The sequence below is a fragment of the Streptomyces sp. NPDC096152 genome, from assembly GCF_044763235.1.
GTDB lineage: Bacteria > Actinomycetota > Actinomycetes > Streptomycetales > Streptomycetaceae > Streptomyces.
In genome coordinates, this window is the sequence record NZ_JBIWFW010000010.1 from 97,987 (window position 1) to 118,255 (window position 20,269).

Below are 20,269 nucleotides of genomic sequence, written 5' to 3' on the forward strand. Positions count from 1 at the left end.
TTCCTTTCCGCGCTCCCTGCTTGTCGAAGGAGTCGATTTCCCATGGCCGAGACGACCGTCCGCCGCCGAGTCCGCCACCACTCCCGTACGAGCGAGTCCGACCGCAAGAACGCCGCCGCCGCGCTCCAGCGCGCCCTCGACCGCCGCGACAACGGCGGCCAGACGGGCCACTGAGCCGCCGCGTCCACCAGTCGGGAGCCGCGCCCGCACGGGGGCGCGGGCGCGGCCTTCGTGTGCCCCGCCCGCGCCCCCCGTGGCCGCTCCCATCGTCCGAATGATGGACGTCCCGTGTCATCTCATGGGACGCGGAGTAGGGTGCCGACATGTCTCGCAGCATCGATCTCGCAGTGATCCCCGGTGACGGCATCGGCCAGGAAGTGGTGGCCGAGGGCCTGAAGGTCCTGACCGCCGTCCTCCCGCAGGACGTGAAGCTCGAGACCGAGGAGTACGACTTCGGGGCCCGGCGCTACCACGCCACCGGTGAGACCCTCACCGACGCCGACCTGGAGCGGCTCGAGCGGCACGACGCCATCCTGCTCGGCGCGATCGGCGATCCGTCGGTGCCGTCCGGAGTCCTGGAGCGCGGCTTCCTGCTCAAGCTCCGCTTCGCCTTCGACCACCACGTCAACCTGCGCCCCTCGAAGCTGCTGCCCGGTGTCGCCACCCCGCTCGCGGGCGACCCGCGGATCGACTTCGTCGTCGTCCGCGAGGGCACCGAGGGCCCCTACACGGGCAACGGCGGCACCATCCGCAAGGGCACCGAGCACGAGGTCGCCACCGAGGTGTCCGTCAACACGGCCTACGGTGTCGAGCGCGTGGTGCGCGACGCCTTCGCCCGCGCCCAGGCCCGCCCGCGCAAGAAGCTCACGCTGGTCCACAAGAACAACGTGCTGACCTTCGCCGGGCACCTGTGGACGAACGTCTTCAACCGGGTGGCCGAGGAGTTCCCCGAGGTCACCACCGAGTACATCCACGTCGACGCGGCGACGATCTACCTCGTCACCCAGCCCGAGCGCTTCGACGTGATCGTCACCGACAACCTCTTCGGCGACATCATCACCGACCTCGCCGCGGCCGTCTCCGGCGGCATCGGCGTCGCCGCCTCCGGCAACATCAACCCGAGCGGCGCGTTCCCGTCGATGTTCGAGCCGGTCCACGGCTCGGCCCCGGACATCGCCGGCCAGGGCAAGGCCGACCCCACCGCCACGGTCCTCTCCGTCGCCCTGCTGCTGCGCCACCTCGGCTACGAGGACGAGGCGACCCGGATCGAGGAGGCGGTCTCCGCGGACCTCGCGGAGCGCGGCGGGCTGCCCGCCCGCAGCACCGCCGAGATCGGCGACGCGCTCGCCGTACGAGTAGCCGGCTGACCTGGCCGCGCCACTCGAAAACTCCCCAGGCTCCGAGGAGTAGGGGAATCCCATTCGAAGCCGCCGGGTCGCATCCGCACCCGGTGGCTTTCCGTATGCGGCGCCGGGTGCCACCATCAACCCCTGGGCCCGCATTCACCCCGTTTTCTTCCGCTGCCGGCTCCGCGCGATAATCGAACGCGGAGCCGCGGTATGAGGGAATGTTCGGACGTCCTAGCACCGGCCACTGGCCGTACGGGCGTGAGCGCGGCCCGTCACGACAACCGGTGAAGGACAAACCACTGATGACGACGCCCACGATCGAGCTCAAGCCCTCGGCCAACCCGCTCTCCGACGCGGAGCGGGAGGCGATCCTGGCCAACCCCGGGTTCGGCCGCCACTTCACCGATCACATGGTGACGATCAGGTGGACGGAGGGCCGGGGCTGGCACGACGGACAGCTCGTCCCGTACGCGCCGATCTCCCTGGACCCCGCCACCCACGTCCTGCACTACGCGCAGGAGATCTTCGAGGGGCTGAAGGCCTACCGCCAGCCCGACGGCACCGTCGCCACCTTCCGCCCCGACAAGAACGCCCAGCGCTTCCAGGCCTCCGCCCGCCGCCTGGCCATGCCCGAGCTGCCCGTCGAGACCTTCGTCGAGGCCTGCGACGCCCTGGTCCAGCAGGACCAGGCCTGGGTGCCGCCGCACGGCGGCGAGGAGTCGCTCTACCTGCGCCCGTTCATGATCGCCACCGAGGTCGGACTGGGCGTCAAGCCCGCCAACGAGTACCTCTTCCTGGTCATCGCCTCCCCGGCCGGCGCCTACTTCCCGGGCGGCGTGAAGCCGGTCTCCATCTGGGTCTCCGAGGACCGTGTCCGCGCCGTCCCCGGCGGCATGGGCGACGCCAAGACCGGCGGCAACTACGCGGCCTCCCTGCTCGCCCAGGCCGAGGCCGCCGCCAAGGGCTGCGCCCAGGTCTGCTACCTCGACGCCGTGGAGCACCAGTGGGTCGAGGAGCTGGGCGGCATGAACCTGTACTTCGTGTACGGCGACAGGATCGTCACCCCGACGCTCACCGGCTCCATCCTGGAGGGCGTCACCCGTGACTCGCTGCTGGCCGTCGCCCGCGACCTCGGCTACGAGTCCGAGGAGGCCCGCGTCTCCATCGACCAGTGGCAGCGCGACTCCGAGAACGGCACCCTCACCGAGGTCTTCGCCTGCGGCACGGCCGCCGTCATCACCCCGGTCGGCACCGTCAAGCGCGCGTCCGCCGAGTGGCGGCAGTCGGACGGCGAGCCCGGCGAGGTCACGCTGAAGCTCCGCCGGGCCCTCCTGGACCTCCAGCGCGGCACCGCCGAGGACAAGCACGGCTGGATGCACCGCATCGGCTGAGCCCCGCCCCGGTTCTCCCTCGGGCCGTCCCCCGGCCGCTCCCACGAGCGGCCGGGGGACGGCCTTTTCCGTCTCCGCGACACTCTTTGAGTGACGCTCAAGACAGTCGTCGGCGCCGTGGTCCTTTGCTGGCCTTCTTCCCTTCCTTTTCGGCAGGTTCCGGGTTTAGAGTGTCGCTCTAAAGTCTGGATGCAGAAGAGTATGGGCAATGAGGTGCCACGACGTGAGACTCACCCCCACCGAGCGTGACCGGCTGCTGCTGTTCTCCGCCGCCGAGCTGGCCCGGTCCCGCAAGGCGCGCGGCCTGAGACTCAACGTCCCGGAGGCCACCGCCCTGATCGCCGACACCGTCTGCGAGGCGGCCCGGGACGGCGCCCGGCTCGCCGAGGCGGTCGAGCGGGCCCGCGCGGTGCTCGGTCCGGACGACGTGCTGCCCGGCGTGGCGGACGTCGTCACGGAGGTGCACGTCGAGGCCGTCTTCGACGACGGCTCGCGGCTCGCGGTGGTCTGCGACCCCATCGGCGGCGGACTGGGGGAGCGGGGGCCGGGCGCTCTGCTGCCGGGTCCGGAGCACGCCGAGCCCGAGGCGGCGGTCCGCCTCGCGGTCACCAACACCGCGACCGTGCCGGTCTCCGTCACCTCCCACTTCCACTTCTTCGAGGCCAACCCGCGGCTCGACTTCGACCGGGCCGCCGCCTACGGGATGCGGCTCGCGGTGCCCGCGGGCTCCTCCGTCCGCTTCGGCCCCGGCGAGCGCGTCGAGGTCGGGCTGCTGCCGATCGGGGGCGACCGCCTCGCCATCGGGTTCGCCGGGCTGGTCGACGGGCCGCTGGACGCGCCGGGGGCGAAGGAGGAGGCCCTGCGCAGGGCCGCCGCCTGCGGATATCTGGGAGTCGCGCGATGAACCCGTACGAGTACGCCGCCACCCACGGTCCCCGCGCCGGCGACCGCGTCCGACTCGGCGACTCCGGGCTGGTGATCCGCGTCGAGTCCGACGCCCAGCGCCCGGGCGACGAGTTCCTGGCCGGGTTCGGCAAGACGGCCCGCGACGGACTGCACCTGAAGGCGGCCGCCGTCCGCGAGACCTGCGACGTCGTGATCAGCAACGTCGTCGTGATCGACGCCGTGCAGGGGATCCGGAAGGTCTCCATCGGGATCCGCGAGGGCCGGATCCACTCCATCGGGCGGGCCGGAAACCCCGACACCCTCGACGGGGTCGACGTGGTCGTGGGCACCGGCACGTCGATCGTGTCCGGTGAGGGGCTGATCGCCACCGCCGGGGCCGTCGACACCCATGTGCACCTGCTCTCACCGCGCGTCATGGAGGCCTCGCTCGCCTCCGGCGTGACCACGATCATCGGCCAGGAGTTCGGCCCGGTGTGGGGCGTGGGCGTCAACTCCCCCTGGGCGCTCCGGCAGGCGTTCGGCGCCTTCGACGCCTGGCCGGTCAACATCGGCTTCCTCGGCCGGGGTTCGTCCTCCCACTCCGCCCCGCTGGTGGAGGCCCTCGCCGAGGGCGGCGCCTCCGGTTTCAAGGTGCACGAGGACATGGGTGCCCACACCCGCGCCCTGGACACCGCCCTCCGGGTCGCCGAGGAGCACGACGTGCAGGTCGCCCTGCACAGCGACGGGCTGAACGAGTGCCTGTCGGTCGAGGACACCCTGCGGGTCCTGGAGGGGCGCACCGTCCACGCCTTCCACATCGAGGGCTGCGGCGGCGGCCATGTGCCGAACGTCCTGAAGATGGCCGGAGTCCCGAACGTCATCGGCTCCTCCACCAACCCCACCCTCCCCTTCGGCCGGGACGCGGTCGCCGAGCACTACGGCATGATCGTGTCCGTCCACGACCTCAAGACCGACCTGCCGGGCGACGCCGCCATGGCCCGCGACCGCATCCGCGCCGGGACCATGGGCGCCGAGGACGTGCTGCACGACCTGGGCGCGATCGGCATCACCTCCTCCGACGCGCAGGGCATGGGCCGCGCGGGCGAGACCGTGCGGCGCACCTTCGCGATGGCCGGGAAGATGAAGGCCGAGCTGGGCCCCCTTGACGGGGACGGCCCGGACGACGACAACGCCCGCGTGCTGCGCTACATCGCCAAGCTGACCGTCAACCCGGCCGTCGCGCACGGCCTCGCGCACGAGGTCGGCTCCATCGAGCCGGGCAAGCTGGCCGACATCGTGCTGTGGCGCCCGGAGTACTTCGGGGCCAAGCCGCAGCTCGTGCTCAAGGCGGGCTTCCCGGCGTACGGCGTGACCGGCGACCCGAACGCGGCCACCGACACCTGCGAACCCCTCGTGCTGGGGCCGCAGTTCGGCGCGCACGGGGCCACCCCCGCCGAGATCTCGGTCGCGTTCGTCGCCCGGGCCGCCCTGGACCAGGGCCACGACCGGATGCCGACCCGCAGAAGAAGGGTCGCCGTCCGCGGCACCCGCGGCATCGGCCCCGCCGACCTGCGCCTGAACTCCCGTACCGGATCGGTCGACGTCGATCAGCGGACCGGCCTGGTCACCCTGGACGGCGAGCCGGTCCGCTCCGAGCCGGCCGACTCGGTGTCCCTCAACCGCCTGTATTTCCTTTGAGGTTCAAGGAGCCGAGGACCGCGTATGAACACCCCCGCCGCCGACGGCTTCCACATGCCCGCCGAGTGGGCGCCGCACGAGCGCACCTGGATGGCGTGGCCCGGCCCCAACCCGACCTTCGACGACCCCGACGACCTCGTCCTCGCCCGCACGGCCTGGGCGTCGGTGGCCCGTGCCGTCCTCCGCTTCGAACCGGTGACGGTCGTCTGCCGCCCCGGCCAGTCGGCGTCCGCGCAGGCACTGCTCGGCCCCGGCGTCGACACCGTCGAGCGCGACCTGGACGACGCCTGGATGCGGGACATCGGCCCCACCTTCCTCACCGGCGGCCGGGGCCGGCTCGCCGCCGTCGACTGGACGTTCAACGGCTGGGGCGCCCAGGCGTGGGCCCGCTGGGAGCACGACGCGAAGGTCGCCGCACAGGTCGCGGACCTCGCGGGCGCGCGGACGTACGCCTCGGAGCTGGTCAACGAGGGCGGCGCGATCCACGTCGACGGCGAGGGCACCGTCCTGCTCACCGAGACCGTGCAGCTCGGCCCCGAACGCAACCCGCACTGGACCAGGGAGCGGGTCGAGGCGGAGGTCCACGCCCACCTCGGCACCCGGAAGGCGATCTGGCTGCCCCGCGGTCTGACCGGCGACTACCCCCCGCACGGCTTCGGCACCCTCGGCCATGTGGACATCGTCGCCGCCTTCGCCCGCCCCGGCGTCGTCGTCGCCCACCACCAGCCGGACCCGGCGCACCCCGACCACGAGGTGACGAAGGAGGTCATCGGCATCCTGAGATCCGCCACCGACGCGCGCGGCCGCCGCCTGGAGGTCGTGGAGGTCCCCGCCCCCACCGTGCTGGAGGCGGACGGCCACTGGGCCGACTACTCGTACATCAACCACTACCTCTGCAACGGCGGCGTCGTGCTGTGCGGCTTCGACGACCCGCGCGACGAACTCGCGGCCGGCGTCTTCCGGCGGCTCTTCCCGGAGCGGAGGGTGACGCTGGTGGACGCCCGTACGATCTTCTCCGGCGGTGGCGGCATCCACTGCATCACCCAGCAGCAGCCGAGGAGCTAGGAGCAGCGGATGGCCGGTGGGCGCAGGCAGGCGGCCCCGCCGCGCGAGGAGGTCCTCGCCGCCGCCATGGAGATGATCGCCGAACGCGGTCTGGAGAAGCTCACCATGGCGGCGCTCGGCCGTGCGGTCGGCATGAGCAGCGGCCACCTGCTGTACTACTTCCACTCCAAGGACGAACTGCTGCTGCGGACCCTGGAGTGGAGCGAGGGGCGCCTGGGCGCCGAACGCGGCCGGCTGCTCGCCCGCACCGCCGCCGCCCGCGCACGCCTGGACGCCTACGTCGACCTGTACGTCCCCGACGGCCACCGCGACCCGCACTGGACGCTGTGGCTGGAGGTCTGGAACCGCTCGCAGAACGCCGACGACGGCGCCCGCGACCGGCAGGCCGCCATCGAGGGCGCCTGGCACCGCGACCTGGTCGCCCTGATCGCTGAGGGCGTCTCGCGCGGCGAGTTCCGCCCCGTGGACGCCGACCGGTTCGCCACCCGGCTGCGCGCCCTGCTCGACGGCTTCTCCATCCACGTGGCGATCGGGCTGCGCGGCACCGGGCGGGAGCAGGTCCTCGGTCACGTAAGGGAGTTCCTGGACGAATCGCTGGCCCGCCCCGCCAAGTGACGCCGCCGAACGGCCCATTGGGCGGGTCACCCGTGCCCGGCCGGGGCAGGTACGCCTCATGGGACAACAGCACTGGAAGAGGATCTGGATCGGCTCGGCCGGGAACATGGTGGAGTGGTACGACTGGTTCGTCTACGCCAGTTTCGCCACCTACTTCGCCGGGGCGTTCTTCCCCCACGGCAACCCGACCGCCCAACTCATGAACACCGCGGGCATCTTCGCGGTCGGCTTCTTCATGCGCCCGGTCGGCGGCTGGCTGCTCGGCCGGGTCGGCGACAGAAGAGGCCGCAAGGCCGCGCTGACCCTCACCGTGAGCCTGATGTCCGCGTCCGCGGTCCTCATCGCGGTCGCGCCGACGTACGCGGTCGCCGGGTACGGCGGGGCGCTGGTGCTGCTCCTCGCCCGCCTGCTCCAGGGCCTGTCGGTGGGCGGCGAGTACGCGGCCAGCGCCACCTACCTCACCGAGGCCGCCGACCCGCGCCGGCGCGGCTTCGCCTCCAGCTTCCAGTACGTGTCCATGACCGCCGGACAGATCGTCGGCCTGGGCCTGCAGATCGTCCTGCAGCGCACCATGTCGGACGACGCGCTGCACAGCTACGGCTGGCGCATCCCGTTCGTCGTCGGCGCGCTCGGCGCGGCCGTGGTCTTCTACCTGCGGCGCAGCATGCTGGAGACCGAGGTCTACGAGGCCGACGCCACCGGCGGCGAGGAGCGCGGCACGCTGCGCGCGCTGTGGCGGCACAGGCGGGAGGCGCTGCTGGTGATGGCCCTGACCATGGGCGGCACGGTCGCCTACTACACGTACACCACGTATCTCACGAAGTACCTGTCGAACTCCGCGGGCCTGTCCAAGCAGACCGCCACGCTGGTCTCCTTCACCGCGCTGATCGTCTTCGCCTGCCTCCAGCCGCTGGCCGGCCGGCTGTCCGACCGGATCGGCCGCCGCCCGCTGCTGATCACCTTCGCCGTCGGCTCCACCCTGCTGACCGTGCCGGTCATGACCCTGCTCGGGCACGCCGGGAGCTTCTGGCCTGCCCTCGGTCTGTCCCTGCTGGCGCTGGTGATCGTGACCGGCTACACCTCGATCAACGCCTGCGTGAAGGCGGAGCTGTTCCCGACCGGCGTCCGCGCGCTCGGCGTGGCCCTCCCGTACGCCCTGGCCAACGCGCTGTTCGGTGGCACCGCGGAGTACGTCGCCCTCTGGTTCAAGAACGCCGGCGCCGAGTCCGGCTTCTTCTGGTACGTGGCGGCCTGCGCGGCCGTCTCCCTCGTCGTCTACCTCACCATGCGGGAGACGAAGGACCTCGACCTCACCCGGGTGCGGGCCGCCGAGGCGTCTCGGCTGACGCCCGCATCCTGAGACGGCGGTGAGCGCGGGGGCGGATTGTGCCAGACTGCCCCCGTGCTCTCGTTCGCCATGATTATGGGCAGCAGGCGCGCCGGTCCGCAGTGACCGTCTCGTACGACCAGGTACGGGCGGCCATCGTGTCCTCGACCCGCGCGCAGACCTCTCGCACCCGCGAGAGGTTTTTCGTTTTCTGGCCCACCTTCAGCCGGGAGCGGAGCGCGAGGGATGATGGGGGGACGGTGGAGCCGGTCATTCCGGTAAGACCGAGATCCAAAACAGGAGCCTTGAGACCATGACCGCAACCAGCCAGCCGGCCGATGCGTTCCACGTGTTCGACACCACCCTGCGCGACGGCGCCCAGCGGGAGGGCATCAACCTCACCGTCGCCGACAAGCTGGCCATCGCGCGGCACCTGGACGACTTCGGCGTGGGCTTCATCGAGGGCGGCTGGCCCGGAGCCAACCCGCGGGACACCGAGTTCTTCGCCCGCGCCCGGCAGGAGATCGAGTTCCGGCACGCCCGGCTGGTCGCCTTCGGCGCCACCCGCCGCGCGGGCGCGAAGGCGGCGGACGACCCGCAGGTCAGGGCGCTCCTGGAGTCCGGTGCCGAGGTGATCACCCTGGTGGCGAAGGCGCACGACCGGCATGTGGAACTGGCACTGCGCACCACGCTGGAGGAGAACCTGGACATGGTCCGGGACACGGTCTCCCACCTGCGCTCCGAAGGCCGCCGCGTCTTCGTCGACTGCGAGCACTTCTTCGACGGCTACCGCGCCAACCCCGCCTACGCCAAGGCCGTCGTCCGGGCCGCCTCGGAGGCGGGCGCGGACGTGGTGGTGCTGTGCGACACCAACGGCGGAATGCTCCCCGCCCAGGTCCAGGCGGTCGTCTCCACCGTCCTGGCGGACACCGGCGCCCGCCTCGGCATCCACGCCCAGGACGACACCGGCTGCGCGGTCGCCAACACGCTGGCCGCGGTCGACGCCGGCGCCACCCACGTGCAGTGCACGGCGAACGGCTACGGCGAACGGGTCGGCAACGCCAACCTGTTCCCGGTCGTGGCGGCCCTGGAACTGAAGTACGGCAAGCAGGTGCTGCCCGAGGGCCGGCTGCGCGAGATGACGCGCATCTCGCACGCCATCGCCGAGGTCGTCAACCTAACGCCCTCGACGCACCAGCCCTATGTGGGTGTATCCGCCTTCGCGCACAAGGCCGGGCTGCACGCCTCCGCGATCAAGGTCGACCCGGACCTTTACCAGCACATCGACCCCGAGCAGGTCGGCAACACCATGCGGATGCTGGTCTCCGACATGGCGGGCCGGGCGTCGGTGGAGCTGAAGGGCAAGGAACTCGGCGTCGACCTCGGCGGCGACCGCGAGCTGGTCGGCCGGGTGGTCGAGCGGGTCAAGGAGCGCGAGCTCAAGGGCTACACCTACGAGGCGGCGGACGCCAGCTTCGAACTGCTGCTGCGCGCCGAGGCCGAGGGCAGGCCGCTGAAGTACTTCGAGGTGGAGTCCTGGCGGGCGATCGTCGAGGACCGCCCCGACGGCACCCACGCCAACGAGGCCACGGTCAAGCTGTGGGCCAAGAGCGAGCGCATCGTCGCCACGGCCGAGGGCAACGGCCCGGTCAACGCCCTCGACCGCGCCCTGCGGGTGGCCCTGGAGAAGATCTACCCCGAGCTGGCCGCCTTCGAGTTGGTCGACTACAAGGTCCGCATCCTGGAGGGCAAGCACGGCACCCAGTCCACGACCCGCGTGCTGATCTCCACCTCGGACGGCTGCGGCGAGTGGTCCACCGTGGGCGTGGCGGACAACGTCATCGCCGCGTCCTGGCAGGCGCTGGAGGACGCGTACACCTACGGCCTGCTGCGCGCGGGCGTGGAGCCGGCCGCGTAGGCCTCGGGCCGGCGGGAGCGGCAACGGCCGGGCGGGCGTGCGTGCGTGCGCGGTTCGGGCCGCCCGGCGGGCCGTGGGCCGACCCGATCGGCGGGCGGTGCGCCGACCCCGCCCGGAGGACCGTGGGCGGCTCGTGTGCCGACCCCGCCCGGTCGACCGTGGGTCGGCCCGCCCTGCGCCTTACAGCGCCGCGTCGCGGGCGCGGGGCAGGTGGTCGCCGGGCCGGTCGCGCCCGCCGGACCGGTCCAGCCGCAGCAGCCCGGAGGACGGCGCCCGGTGGCCGGCGGCCTGCGTCGTGGACCGGGTCAGCTCCTCCACGCCCTCGGCGAGATAGCCGACCCAGGCGGCCGCCTCCTCCTCCATCAGCCGGTGGGCGTCCATGCGCAGCCGCTCGACGATCCCGAGCAGCGCGGCCTGCTCCTTGTCGCTGGGCGCGTCGGTGATGCGCAGAAACCCCTGCGTCCACTCCGTCTGCGCCCGCTTCAGCACCTGCTGGAGGGCGAGCTGGGTCCTGATGTAGCGGGTCCAGGTCGCGGAGAAGCCGAAGACCCGGTCGAACAGCACGCACCCGGCGCCGGCGGCCAGGAACACGAAACCCCATTCGGGCCCTATGGCCGCCGGGCTCGCCGCGTGCACCAGCGGCGTGAGCGTGCCCGCGATGCCCAGCAGCCCGGCGAGGGCGCGCAGCGAGCGGGACCACAGCGACGGGCCGCGCCGCCGTGCCAGGTACCAGCCGATCGCCGAGTGCACCTCGCTCTCCGCGTGCCGGAACAGCTCCGCCAGCGCCTCCGCGCGCGTGCGCGAGCGGTCCAGCCCGGTGAGCTCGGACACCTGCATGTCCGAGTCCTTCTGTCTGTTGAACACGCCCCTCCGCCTTCCCCAGCGCCGGTGCCGGCCGCGGGCCCGCCGCCGGCAGCACCGCATGGTAGCGAGGGCGCGCGCGGGGCGGCCCCTGTCGGCCGCCACTACCGGTGCGCCGTTCCCCGTGCCCGGCCCCGAGAGCCGTCGATGACCGGATGCGACCGGATTCCGGTAGTTTCGCATCATGAAGGCCGTCGTCCTGACCCGAGTCCTTCCCCGGTGGCTGGTCGCGCTCGCGGTCGCCGTACCGGTCGCGCTGGCCGTCCCGCAGCCCGGCACCGCGCGGGCCGCCGCGGCCACCGGCGCCACGGCCGCGGTCTCGGCGACCACCCACACCAGCGTCTCCGCGGTCGCCGAGGCCCTGCGCAGGAATCCCGTCTACGTCGATCCGGCCGCCTCCGGACAGCTGTCCGCCGTGGACGCCGGCGCGCTCGCCCGGAAGATCAGGGACGCGGACAAGCCCCTCTTCGTCGCCGTCCTGCCCGCCGGTTACCCGACCAGGAACCTCTTCGCCGACCTGCGCACCGCCACCGGCATCACCGGCCTGTACGCCGTCCGCCTCGGCGACCGTTTCGACGCCCGCGCCGACTCCTCCGTCCTGCCGCGCAACGCCGTGCGCAACCTCGTCACCAGCGTGCGGGGCGAGGACGCCAGGACGCAGCTCACCGACTTCGCCGACCGCGCCCTGCCCACCCTGCGCGGCTCCGCACCCGCCACCTGGAGCGGCGGCACCTCCGGCCAGGGCAGCGGGATGTCGACCGGCGCGCTCATCACCGCCGGAGCCGTCCTGGTCGCGGGCGGCGCCGGCGCCTACGCCCTCGTCCGCCGCAACCGGCGCCGCCGGGAGGCCGAGCAGCGGGCCGCACTGGAGCGGCTGCGGATCGTCGTCGACGAGGACATCACCGCCTTCGGCGAGGAACTGGACCGCCTCGACTTCCACCCCGCCGAGGCGGGCGCGGACGACGCCATGCGGGCGGACTACGAGCGGGCGCTGGACGCCTACGAGCAGGCCAAGCAGTACATGGCCGACGCCCGCCGGCCGGAGGACGTCAAGGCGGTCACCGAGGCACTGGAGGACGGGCGTTTCTCCCTCGCGCAACTCGCCGCCCGCCGGGAGGGACGGCCCCTGCCCGAGCGCCGGCCGCCCTGCTTCTTCGACCCGCGGCACGGCCCCTCGGTCGCCGACGCCGTCTGGACGCCCCCGGGCGGCGCTCCCCGCGAGGTCCCGGTCTGCGCCGCCGACCAGGTCCGCCTCGCGGAGGGACGCGACCCGCACATCCGCGAGGTCGACACCGACTACGGCCGCCGCCCCTACTGGGACGCGGGCCCGGCCTACGGCCCCTGGGCGGGCGGCTACTTCGGCGGCGGCATCCTGCCCGGCCTGCTGGTCGGGACCCTGCTCGGCAGCGCGATGGCGACCCCGGCGTACGCGGCCGACTACGGCACCGGTTACGGCGACTTCGGCGGTTACGAGGGCGGGGACGTCTCCGGCGCCGACTTCGACCCCGGCGACTTCTCGGGCGGTTTCGGCGACGGCGGCGGAGGCGACTTCGGGGGCGGTGGCGGGGACTTCGGCGGAGGCTTCTGAACCCGCCGGGGCCTCGCGCGCACCACAGCGGCCCCGGCGGGGTGCGCCTCGCGGGCGCGCCCGCCGGGGCCGAGCACGGGCGAGGCCTGATGCCGGTCGCCGCGTCGGCGGGCCGGTGGGGCGTGGGGGAGCGGAGCCCCGGGAAGGTGGTCCGGTCCGATCTCGCCGTCAGGTGACGCGGTTGATCGGCGGGCACTCCCATCGCCCGTCCAGGACTTCCGGCCGGGGGAGGTACATGCGCAGACCGATGTACCAGTTCCCCCGTTCCGGGGTGGGCAGCCAGTTGGACACCCGGTCCGGTCCCGGCGACTTCGGCCGCAGGTGGATGGTCAGGCTCCCGTCGGGTCCGGTGACCAGGCCGGGGGTGCGGTCGCCGATGGAGTAGCGGTCGATCGGGTTGGGCACGAGGTTGCGGTCCATCCCGTAGACGACCAGGGACCAGAAGGCGTCGACGGGGGGCAGGTCCCCCGGTTCGAAGCGCAGTTCGTAGTGACCGGTGGTCAGCTCGTCGCCGTCGGCGTCGTCGACGGCGAACAGGTACACCGACTCCACGGGATCGTTGGCGGCGACCCCGATCAGCGCCTGCTCGGCGGCCCGGCGCAGGAACTGGTCGCCGAACCGGCCGAGCCCCGGGGCCGGGTAGCGCCAGCCGTTGACGACGGGGGCCCACTCGCCGCCGAGCAGTTCCTGTTCGAGCAGGTCGACTCCGGTGGCCGCGGCCCGGATCAGGCTCTGCCTGACGGCCTCGGGCTGGGCCTCGACGTCGAGTCCGGGTCCGATGCCGATCTCCGCGAACTGCTTGAGCAGGACCTCGTGGTGGGCGGGCGGTGGGTTCTCGGCGAGCATCGCGTTCAGCGTCTTCCACGGCCCGAGCGGATCCTCGTCCTCGTCGACCGGTTCCAGTACGTCACGGCTCTCGGGGGCGGCCCGCTCCGTGCCGTACAGGCTGAGCGGGGTCAGCCGGTACTGGTCCTGCAACGCGTGGACGTCCGTGAGATCGTCCTCGCCCGCGACCAGCGTGCGGCCGATGACCAGGACCCAGGGGGTGGGCGCGGTGGCCGTGCGGCGCACGACTTCCGTGAGGTCTCCCGTCCAGTCCGGCCCGACGAGGGCGAAGTGGCCGGACCGCGAGCCGGTGGCGCGCTGTCCCACGTAGTCGTAGTTGTCGGAGGTGATGCCGACGAGTTCGAAGGTGAAGTAGCGGTCGTCCATGTCCGGGTGGGAGAGGACGACGGGCTCTGCGCTCAGGTCGACCCAGGCGAACGAGTACAGCGTGTCGTTGTTGGGAGTCAGCCCCTCCCGATTGGACGCGTCGTAGAGCGTGCGCCCGTGCCAGAAGTGGTTGACGGCGGCGTACGGCGTCGTCGCACTCTCCGGTTCCTGGGTCACCCAGCGGTGCCGGATCCCGGCGTAGTAGATGTACGGGAAGCCGTAGAGGAAGGCCTGTTCGCCCAGGGTGTAGGCGTACTCGCGGCGCCAGTCGCTCAGGCGTCCGGTGAGGACGGGTTTCACGGACTGCCACATGAGGGGCAGTGCCTGGGTGGTTCTGCGGGCGTGGCCGACCAGGGCGCCGGGGTGGCGGACGGCGTCCGCAGTGGCTCTTCCGGTCGCCGTCGCCGCGTGGCCGATGGCCGAGGTCATTTCTGTGAGCTGGTCGCGCACGCGCTGTGCGGGACTCCTGGTGGCGGTGGCGGTGGTCATCGCCGCGCTCCTCCCCACGGTCGGTGGTGCCACGTGCGCCCTCAGGTGAGGCGGGTGATCGGCGGGCACTCCCAGTGGGCGTCGACGACCTCCGGCCGGGGGAGGTACATGCGCAGGCTGATGTACCAGATGCCCCGCTCCGGGGTCGGCAGCCAGTTGGCCTCGCGGTCGGGGCGGGGCGCCTCGGGCTGCAGGTGGATGGTCACGCTTCCGTCGCGGTTGGTGACCAGGCCGGGGGTGCGGTCGCCGATGGAGTAGCGGTCGATCGGGTTGGGCACCAGGTTGCGGTCCTCCCCGTAGACGGTCAGTGACCAGAAGGCGTCGACGGGAGGCAGGTTCCCCGGTTCGAAGCGCAGTTCGTAGCGGCCCGTGGACAGCTTCTCGCCCTGGCCGTCGTGGAAGGCGACCAGGTAGACCGCTTCCGCCGGGTCGTTGGCGGCGATACCGACCAGGGCCTGCTCACCGGCCCGGCGCAGGAAGTCGTCGCCGAACCGGCCCACCTGCGGGGGCGGGTAGCGCCAGCCGTTGACGACGCGGGCCCACTCGCCGCTGAGCAGTTGCTGTTCGAGCAGGTCGACGCCGGTGGCCGCGGCCCGGATCAGGCTCTGCCTGACGGCCTCGGGCTGGGCCTCGACGTCGAGTCCGGGGCCGACGCCGATCTCCGCGAACTGCTTGAGCAGCAGCTCGTGGTGGGCGGGCGGCGGGTTCTCGGCGAGCATCGCGTTCAGCGTCTTCCACGGCCCGAGCGGATCCTGGTCCGCTTCGACCGGTTCCAGCACGTCGCGGCGCTCCGGCAGGAGGGTGTCCTTGTGGCCCAGCCGGCTGAGCGGGGTCAGCCGGTACTGGTCCTGCAGCGCGTGCACGGCCGGGAGGTCCTGCGCCCCCTCGACGAGGGTGCGGCCGATGATCAGGACCCAGGGGGTGGGCGCGGTCGCCGTGCGGCGCAGCCCCTCGGGCAGGTCTCCCGTCCAGCCGGGCCCGACCAGGGCGAAGTGGCCGGCCTGTGAACCGGTGGCGCGCTGTCCCACGTAGTCGTAGTTGTCGGAGGTGATGCCGACCAGTTCGAAGGTGAAGTAGCGGTCGCCCATGTCCGGGTGGGAGAGGACGACGGGTTCCTCGCTCAGGTCGACCCAGGCGAAGGAGTACAGCGTGTCGTTGTTGGGCGACAGGCCCTCGCGGTCGGACGCGTCGTAGAGCGTGCGCCCGTGCCAGAACTGGTTGACCGCGGCGTACGGCGTCATCTCGTTCTCCGGCTCCTGGGTCACCCAGCGGTGCCGGATCCGGGCGTAGTAGATGTACGGGAAGCCGTAGACGAAGGCCTGTTCCCCGAGCGTGTAGGCGTATTCGCGGCGCCAGTCGGTCACGTGCCCGGTCAGGACGGGCTTCACCGACTGCCACATGAGCGGCAGCGCCTGTGAGGTCCTGCGGGCGCGGTCCACGACGGCGCCGGGGTGGCGCACGGCGTCCGCCGTGGCTCTGCCGGTCGCCGTCGCCGCGTGGCCGATGGTCGACGACACGCCCGTGAGCTGGTCGCGCAGTCGCTGTGCGGGGTTCTTGTTCGCGGCTGCAGAGGTCATCGCCGCGCTCCTCTCCCTCTCCCTGTCGCTGGCAGCACGGCACGCACGCCGGGTCCACCCCCGCCGGCCTGGGAGCCACACCGGCGACCGTCACGGACGCGTCCCCGGGTTCTCCCCGTGACTGTCTCTCCTGTGGGCCGAGTGGACCGACGGGGCGCTGCGTTCGCCGTGCTTCGTCGCATCCGGCGGGGGCTGCAAGTGCGGCCTGGCCTACTAACGAGTAGATCACCGGCCCCGGGACCCGGCAACCGGCCCAGGGGCCGGGCGATCGGCCCGGTGATCCGGCGATCGGCTCCGCGAGGAGCCGGGACGACCGGCCCGGGGAGGGAGCCGGAAAGCCGAAGCGCCCGCCCTCCCCGTTGCGGGGGAGTGGCGGGCGGGCGCTTCGGAGGTGGGCGGGTGGCCGGGACTTCTTCACCGGCCACGGTGCCGGGGCCGGAGGCCGGGGGTTCACGCGTTCTTGATCGCCGAGATGTCGAAGTTCAGCTTGATCTTGTCGGAGACCAGTACGCCGCCCGTCTCCAGCGCCGCGTTCCAGGTCAGGCCCCACTCGGAGCGCAGGATCTCGGCCTTGCCCTCGAAGCCGACGCGCTCGTTGCCGAACGGGTCCTTGGCCGCGCCGTTGAACTCCAGGTCGATGGTGAGCGGCTTGGTGACGCCGAGGATGGTCAGCTCGCCGGTGATGCGGTAGTCGTCGCCGCCCAGGGCCTCCGCCTCGGTGGAGCGGAAGGTCATGGCCGGGAACTCCCCGGTCTTGAAGAAGTCCGAGCTCTTCAGGTGCCCGTCGCGGTCGGCGGAACCGGTGTCGATGCTGTCCATGGTGACGTCGAGGGAGGCGGTGGACTTGGCGGGGTCGGAACCGTCCAGGTGCAGGGTGCCGGAGAAGTCGTTGAACTTGCCCTTGACGTTGGTGACCATGGCGTGCCGGGCGACGAAGCCGAGCGTGGAGTGGGCCGGGTCGATGGTGTAGTCACCGGTCAGCGCGGCGAGGTCCGGGCTCACCGCGGCGGGGGTGCCGGTGGGGACGGTGGTGTCGCTCTTGCGGCCGAAGATGCCCATGACGTGCTCCTTGGGGAAGGGATGGCCCCGGCGCGGTGCGAGGCCGAGGATGTTGAATGTTCAATGATCTGAACACTCACGACCGTAGACCTATTCCGTTCGACTTTCAACTTAATCGGCGAGGCGTTTCCCAGGACGTGCGGAGCGGTGCGCGAGCGTCCGGTTCGTCCTCTGGCGGACGCGCGTAGACCTCGGGCACCATCTCCCTGCACCACCTGCACAGCCGCCCCGCAGCACGCACGGCCAATCGCAGGAAGGGTTCCCCCATGAAGACAGCCAAGACCGGCCGCGCCCGCGCCGTCCTGACCGCTCTCGCCCTCGTCGTCGCCCCGGGCGTCGCCGTCCTCGGCACCGCCACCGACGCCTTCGCCGTCACCAAGATCAGCCATGCCACCGCCACCCAGATGTTCCGAGACGTCGGCATCACCTGGTCCTCCTCCGGCAACTGCTCCGACCGGTACAACTCCACCTGTACCTCCTTCGAGCAGCTCAACCTCGCCACCGCCCAGGGCGCTCAGACCCTGAAGCGGGCCGGCGGCTGCGCGCTGAACATCACCGGCGGGACGGAGACCGGACACGCCTCCGGCACCTACTCCCACTGGAACGGCTACAAGCTCGACTACGGCAAGAACACCTGCGTCACCAGCTACATCAAGAACAACTTCACCTACATCGGCCTGCGCGGCGACGGCGCCCCGCAGTACAAGTCCGGCTCCGGCAACATCTACGCCGACGAGGGCACGCACTGGGACGTCCTGTACTACAACTGCGGCGGCTGCTGACCGGCCGGCCGCCGGCCGGTCAGCAGCCGCCGCCGGGTCGCCGTCCGCGCCGCCGGCCGGCACTGGATGTCCGTGCTAGCCGACGACCCCGGCCGCCAGGCGGTGGCCATGCCCTCCCTCGGCCTGCTCGCCGCCTCCTTCGGGCGAGCAGGTACGGTGGGACCGCCGACCGTGCCGGCCGGCGCCTGCGTGCCGGCCCGCCGCCGGGGCCGCACCCTCCGTCCGCGGGTGAGCGAGCCGCCCCGCACCGGGGAGCCGCTGTGGAGATCGTCCACGGCCGTCCCGCGGGCCGGGTGGCGCGGACGGACGACTCCGTCGAGGTGACCCCGGCAGGCCGCCGTCCGGGTCTGCGTGTCACTCCGGTGATGGCATCCGTCACCCATGAATGTGACTCGACTCTCGCCCCATGACTTTGTACGACCCCGACAACGGCGAGGGCCTCTGAGCAGTCGGAAAGGCTGCAAGCACCGGAGGTTCTGTTCACTCGTACCAGGAAAACGGGCCGGAGACTGTACGGAGTCAACGGCTCGCTTTCCTTGGTGCGCTTCGTAAGGTCACTACATGACCGTTTTGGATGAGACGACGGGTGAGCCGACCGGCGAGCCGACGGACGCGCGCGGACGGGTCGCCGAACTGCACGACATCCGTGCGCAGGCGGTGGCGGGTCCCAGCGAGAAGGCGACCGCGGCGCAGTACGCCAAGGGGAAGCTGACCGCTCGGGAGCGGATCGAGCTGCTCCTGGACCCGGGGTCCTTCCAGGAGGTCGAGCAGTTGCGCCGGCACCGGGCGACCGGTTTCGGTCTTGAGGCGAAGAAGCCGTACACGGACGGTGTGGTCACCGGCTGGGGCACGGTGGAGGGCCGTACGGTCTTCGTGTACGCGCACGACTTCCGGGTCTTCGGCGGTGCGCTGGGCGAGGCCCACGCCACGAAGATCCACAAGATCATGGACATGGCGATCGCGGCGGGTGCGCCGCTGGTGTCGCTGAACGACGGTGCGGGTGCCCGGATCCAGGAGGGTGTGAGCGCGCTCGCCGGGTACGGCGGGATCTTCCAGCGCAACACGAGGGCCTCCGGGGTGATCCCGCAGATCTCGGTGATGCTGGGCCCGTGCGCCGGTGGTGCGGCCTACAGTCCGGCGCTGACGGACTTCGTGTTCATGGTCCGTGAGACCTCGCAGATGTTCATCACCGGTCCGGACGTGGTCAAGGCGGTCACCGGCGAGGAGATCACGCAGAACGGTCTGGGCGGCGCGGACGTGCACGCCGAGACGAGCGGGGTGTGCCACTTCGCCTACGACGACGAGGAGACGTGCATCGCCGAGGTGCGCTACCTCCTCTCCCTCCTCCCGCAGAACAACCGCGAGAACCCGCCCCGGACGGAGTGCTCCGACCCCGCCGACCGCCGCTCCGACGTACTGCTCGACCTGGTCCCGGCCGACGGCAACCGCCCGTACGACATGACCAAGGTCATCGAGGAGATCGTCGACGACGGCGAGTACCTGGAGGTCCACGAGCGCTGGGCGCGGAACATCATCTGCGCGCTGGCCCGGATGGACGGCCAGGTCGTCGGCATCATCGCCAACCAGCCGCAGGTGCTGGCGGGCGTGCTGGACATCGAGGCGAGTGAGAAGGCCGCGCGCTTCGTCCAGATGTGCGACGCCTTCAACATCCCGATCGTCACCCTCCTCGACGTGCCCGGCTTCCTCCCGGGCGTCGACCAGGAGCACGGCGGCATCATCCGGCACGGCGCCAAGCTGCTCTACGCCTACTGCAACGCCACCGTGCCGCGGATCTCGCTGATCCTGCGCAAGGCGTACGGCGGTGCCTACATCGTCATGGACTCCCAGTCGATCGGTGCCGACCTCACCTACGCGTGGCCGACGAACGAGATCGCCGTGATGGGCGCGGAGGGTGCGGCCAACGTCATCTTCCGCCGTCAGATCGCCGAGGCCGAGGACCCCGAGGCGATGCGTCAGAAGATGGTCAAGGAGTACAAGGCCGAACTGATGCACCCGTACTACGCGGCCGAGCGCGGCCTGGTGGACGACGTGATCGACCCGGCCGGCACCCGCGAGACGCTCATCCGGTCCCTGGCGATGCTGCACAGCAAGCACGCCGACCTGCCCTCCCGCAAGCACGGCAACCCGCCCCAGTAACCGGGCGGACGCACCGCGGCAATGCCGCGGACCTCTCATCCACGGAGACTGAACCCATGGACAACGCCGACATCCGCGTCGAGAAGGGCCACGCCGAGCCCGAGGAGGTCGCCGCCATCACGGCGCTCCTCCTGGCCCGTGCCGCGGCCCGCCCCGCCGAGACGACCTCCGCCCACCGCCGCCGCCCCAAGGCCGGCTGGCGCCGCCTGGAGCGCGAGAACGGCTTCCGCGCCCCGCACAGCTGGCACGGGTGAGCCGCGGCCGGCATCACGACCGGCCGCCCCCGCACGCACGCG

At 71.9% G+C, this 20,269-nt stretch carries 18 protein-coding genes; 14 read left to right on the top strand and 4 right to left on the bottom strand.

Features of this window, described 5'->3' with window-relative positions:
• Positions 1–42 precede the first annotated feature (42 nt).
• The 9 genes from ACIQ9G_RS30860 (at position 43) to cimA (ending at position 10,248) form a co-directional block, all read left to right on the top strand.
• Complete coding sequence (locus tag ACIQ9G_RS30860; protein WP_356187910.1) at positions 43–174, top strand: hypothetical protein; 132 nt, start codon at positions 43–45, stop codon at positions 172–174.
• 149 nt (positions 175–323) lie between these two features.
• Complete coding sequence (locus tag ACIQ9G_RS30865) at positions 324–1,367, top strand: 3-isopropylmalate dehydrogenase (RefSeq protein WP_356187912.1); 1,044 nt, start codon at positions 324–326, stop codon at positions 1,365–1,367.
• Positions 1,368–1,651: 284 nt separating this feature from the next.
• On the top strand, positions 1,652–2,740 hold the full coding sequence (locus ACIQ9G_RS30870; RefSeq protein WP_403616122.1) for a branched-chain amino acid aminotransferase: 1,089 nt from the start codon (positions 1,652–1,654) through the stop codon (positions 2,738–2,740).
• A 223-nt stretch (positions 2,741–2,963) separates the two neighbouring features.
• Positions 2,964–3,644: an urease subunit gamma gene (ureA, locus tag ACIQ9G_RS30875; protein WP_403616124.1), complete on the top strand. Its 681-nt coding sequence runs from the start codon at positions 2,964–2,966 to the stop codon at positions 3,642–3,644.
• Positions 3,641–5,323 (top strand): urease subunit alpha, encoded by a 1,683-nt coding sequence (locus ACIQ9G_RS30880; protein WP_403616126.1) that lies wholly within the window; start codon positions 3,641–3,643, stop codon positions 5,321–5,323. Before ureA ends, ACIQ9G_RS30880 begins: the two co-directional genes overlap by 4 nt.
• A gap of 24 nt (positions 5,324–5,347) precedes the next feature.
• Complete coding sequence (locus ACIQ9G_RS30885; protein ID WP_403616129.1) at positions 5,348–6,388, top strand: agmatine/peptidylarginine deiminase; 1,041 nt, start codon at positions 5,348–5,350, stop codon at positions 6,386–6,388.
• Positions 6,389–6,397: 9 nt separating this feature from the next.
• Positions 6,398–7,003, top strand: coding sequence for a TetR family transcriptional regulator C-terminal domain-containing protein (locus tag ACIQ9G_RS30890; protein WP_403616131.1), 606 nt, complete (start codon positions 6,398–6,400; stop codon positions 7,001–7,003).
• 58 nt (positions 7,004–7,061) lie between these two features.
• Positions 7,062–8,363: an MFS transporter gene (locus tag ACIQ9G_RS30895; RefSeq protein WP_403616134.1), complete on the top strand. Its 1,302-nt coding sequence runs from the start codon at positions 7,062–7,064 to the stop codon at positions 8,361–8,363.
• Positions 8,364–8,643: 280 nt separating this feature from the next.
• Positions 8,644–10,248, top strand: coding sequence for a citramalate synthase (cimA, locus tag ACIQ9G_RS30900; protein WP_403616136.1), 1,605 nt, complete (start codon positions 8,644–8,646; stop codon positions 10,246–10,248).
• Between the two features lie 180 nt (positions 10,249–10,428).
• Here cimA and ACIQ9G_RS30905 read toward each other — a convergent pair whose 3' ends face one another.
• Positions 10,429–11,112: an SLATT domain-containing protein gene (locus ACIQ9G_RS30905; protein WP_403616139.1), complete on the bottom strand. Its 684-nt coding sequence runs from the start codon at positions 11,110–11,112 to the stop codon at positions 10,429–10,431.
• A 181-nt stretch (positions 11,113–11,293) separates the two neighbouring features.
• Here ACIQ9G_RS30905 and ACIQ9G_RS30910 point away from each other — a divergent pair, with 181 nt between their 5' ends.
• A complete protein-coding gene (locus ACIQ9G_RS30910; RefSeq protein ID WP_403616141.1) occupies positions 11,294–12,697 on the top strand; it encodes a hypothetical protein in 1,404 nt (467 codons plus the stop codon).
• A gap of 168 nt (positions 12,698–12,865) precedes the next feature.
• Here the strand turns inward: ACIQ9G_RS30910 and ACIQ9G_RS30915 are convergent, their stop codons facing one another.
• The 3 genes from ACIQ9G_RS30915 to ACIQ9G_RS30925 all read right to left on the bottom strand — a co-directional run bounded on the left by ACIQ9G_RS30915 (position 12,866) and on the right by ACIQ9G_RS30925 (position 17,034).
• A complete protein-coding gene (locus ACIQ9G_RS30915) occupies positions 12,866–14,398 on the bottom strand; it encodes a DUF1254 domain-containing protein (RefSeq protein WP_403616143.1) in 1,533 nt (510 codons plus the stop codon).
• A 41-nt stretch (positions 14,399–14,439) separates the two neighbouring features.
• Positions 14,440–15,975: a DUF1254 domain-containing protein gene (locus ACIQ9G_RS30920; RefSeq protein ID WP_403616146.1), complete on the bottom strand. Its 1,536-nt coding sequence runs from the start codon at positions 15,973–15,975 to the stop codon at positions 14,440–14,442.
• Between the two features lie 450 nt (positions 15,976–16,425).
• A complete protein-coding gene (locus ACIQ9G_RS30925) occupies positions 16,426–17,034 on the bottom strand; it encodes a YceI family protein (protein ID WP_403616149.1) in 609 nt (202 codons plus the stop codon).
• A gap of 266 nt (positions 17,035–17,300) precedes the next feature.
• On the opposite strand from ACIQ9G_RS30925, the gene ACIQ9G_RS30930 reads away from it, so the two are divergent.
• The 4 genes from ACIQ9G_RS30930 (at position 17,301) to ACIQ9G_RS30945 (ending at position 20,227) form a co-directional block, all read left to right on the top strand.
• A complete protein-coding gene (locus ACIQ9G_RS30930) occupies positions 17,301–17,816 on the top strand; it encodes a hypothetical protein (RefSeq protein ID WP_403616152.1) in 516 nt (171 codons plus the stop codon).
• 108 nt (positions 17,817–17,924) lie between these two features.
• Complete coding sequence (locus ACIQ9G_RS30935) at positions 17,925–18,140, top strand: hypothetical protein (RefSeq protein WP_403616460.1); 216 nt, start codon at positions 17,925–17,927, stop codon at positions 18,138–18,140.
• 237 nt (positions 18,141–18,377) lie between these two features.
• A complete protein-coding gene (locus tag ACIQ9G_RS30940) occupies positions 18,378–19,973 on the top strand; it encodes an acyl-CoA carboxylase subunit beta (protein ID WP_403616155.1) in 1,596 nt (531 codons plus the stop codon).
• Between the two features lie 56 nt (positions 19,974–20,029).
• Positions 20,030–20,227, top strand: a complete 198-nt coding sequence (locus ACIQ9G_RS30945) for an acyl-CoA carboxylase epsilon subunit (RefSeq protein WP_356194943.1) — start codon at positions 20,030–20,032, stop codon at positions 20,225–20,227.
• The last annotated feature ends 42 nt before the right edge of the window (positions 20,228–20,269 follow it).

What these genes read in the sequence shown, in the direction of transcription:
- ACIQ9G_RS30860 (WP_356187910.1), top strand. Translation starts at nt 43, where the DNA reads ATGGCCGAGACGACCGTCCGCCGCCGAGTCCGCCACCACTCCCGTACG.
- ACIQ9G_RS30865 (WP_356187912.1), top strand. Translation starts at nt 324, where the DNA reads ATGTCTCGCAGCATCGATCTCGCAGTGATCCCCGGTGACGGCATCGGC.
- ACIQ9G_RS30870 (WP_403616122.1), top strand. Translation starts at nt 1,652, where the DNA reads ATGACGACGCCCACGATCGAGCTCAAGCCCTCGGCCAACCCGCTCTCC.
- ACIQ9G_RS30880 (WP_403616126.1), top strand. Translation starts at nt 3,641, where the DNA reads ATGAACCCGTACGAGTACGCCGCCACCCACGGTCCCCGCGCCGGCGAC.
- ACIQ9G_RS30885 (WP_403616129.1), top strand. Translation starts at nt 5,348, where the DNA reads ATGAACACCCCCGCCGCCGACGGCTTCCACATGCCCGCCGAGTGGGCG.
- ACIQ9G_RS30890 (WP_403616131.1), top strand. Translation starts at nt 6,398, where the DNA reads ATGGCCGGTGGGCGCAGGCAGGCGGCCCCGCCGCGCGAGGAGGTCCTC.
- ACIQ9G_RS30895 (WP_403616134.1), top strand. Translation starts at nt 7,062, where the DNA reads ATGGGACAACAGCACTGGAAGAGGATCTGGATCGGCTCGGCCGGGAAC.
- cimA (WP_403616136.1), top strand. Translation starts at nt 8,644, where the DNA reads ATGACCGCAACCAGCCAGCCGGCCGATGCGTTCCACGTGTTCGACACC.
- ACIQ9G_RS30910 (WP_403616141.1), top strand. Translation starts at nt 11,294, where the DNA reads ATGAAGGCCGTCGTCCTGACCCGAGTCCTTCCCCGGTGGCTGGTCGCG.
- ACIQ9G_RS30915 (WP_403616143.1), bottom strand. Translation starts at nt 14,398, where the DNA reads ATGACCACCGCCACCGCCACCAGGAGTCCCGCACAGCGCGTGCGCGAC.
- ACIQ9G_RS30920 (WP_403616146.1), bottom strand. Translation starts at nt 15,975, where the DNA reads ATGACCTCTGCAGCCGCGAACAAGAACCCCGCACAGCGACTGCGCGAC.
- ACIQ9G_RS30925 (WP_403616149.1), bottom strand. Translation starts at nt 17,034, where the DNA reads ATGGGCATCTTCGGCCGCAAGAGCGACACCACCGTCCCCACCGGCACC.
- ACIQ9G_RS30930 (WP_403616152.1), top strand. Translation starts at nt 17,301, where the DNA reads ATGAAGACAGCCAAGACCGGCCGCGCCCGCGCCGTCCTGACCGCTCTC.
- ACIQ9G_RS30935 (WP_403616460.1), top strand. Translation starts at nt 17,925, where the DNA reads ATGCCCTCCCTCGGCCTGCTCGCCGCCTCCTTCGGGCGAGCAGGTACG.
- ACIQ9G_RS30940 (WP_403616155.1), top strand. Translation starts at nt 18,378, where the DNA reads ATGACCGTTTTGGATGAGACGACGGGTGAGCCGACCGGCGAGCCGACG.
- ACIQ9G_RS30945 (WP_356194943.1), top strand. Translation starts at nt 20,030, where the DNA reads ATGGACAACGCCGACATCCGCGTCGAGAAGGGCCACGCCGAGCCCGAG.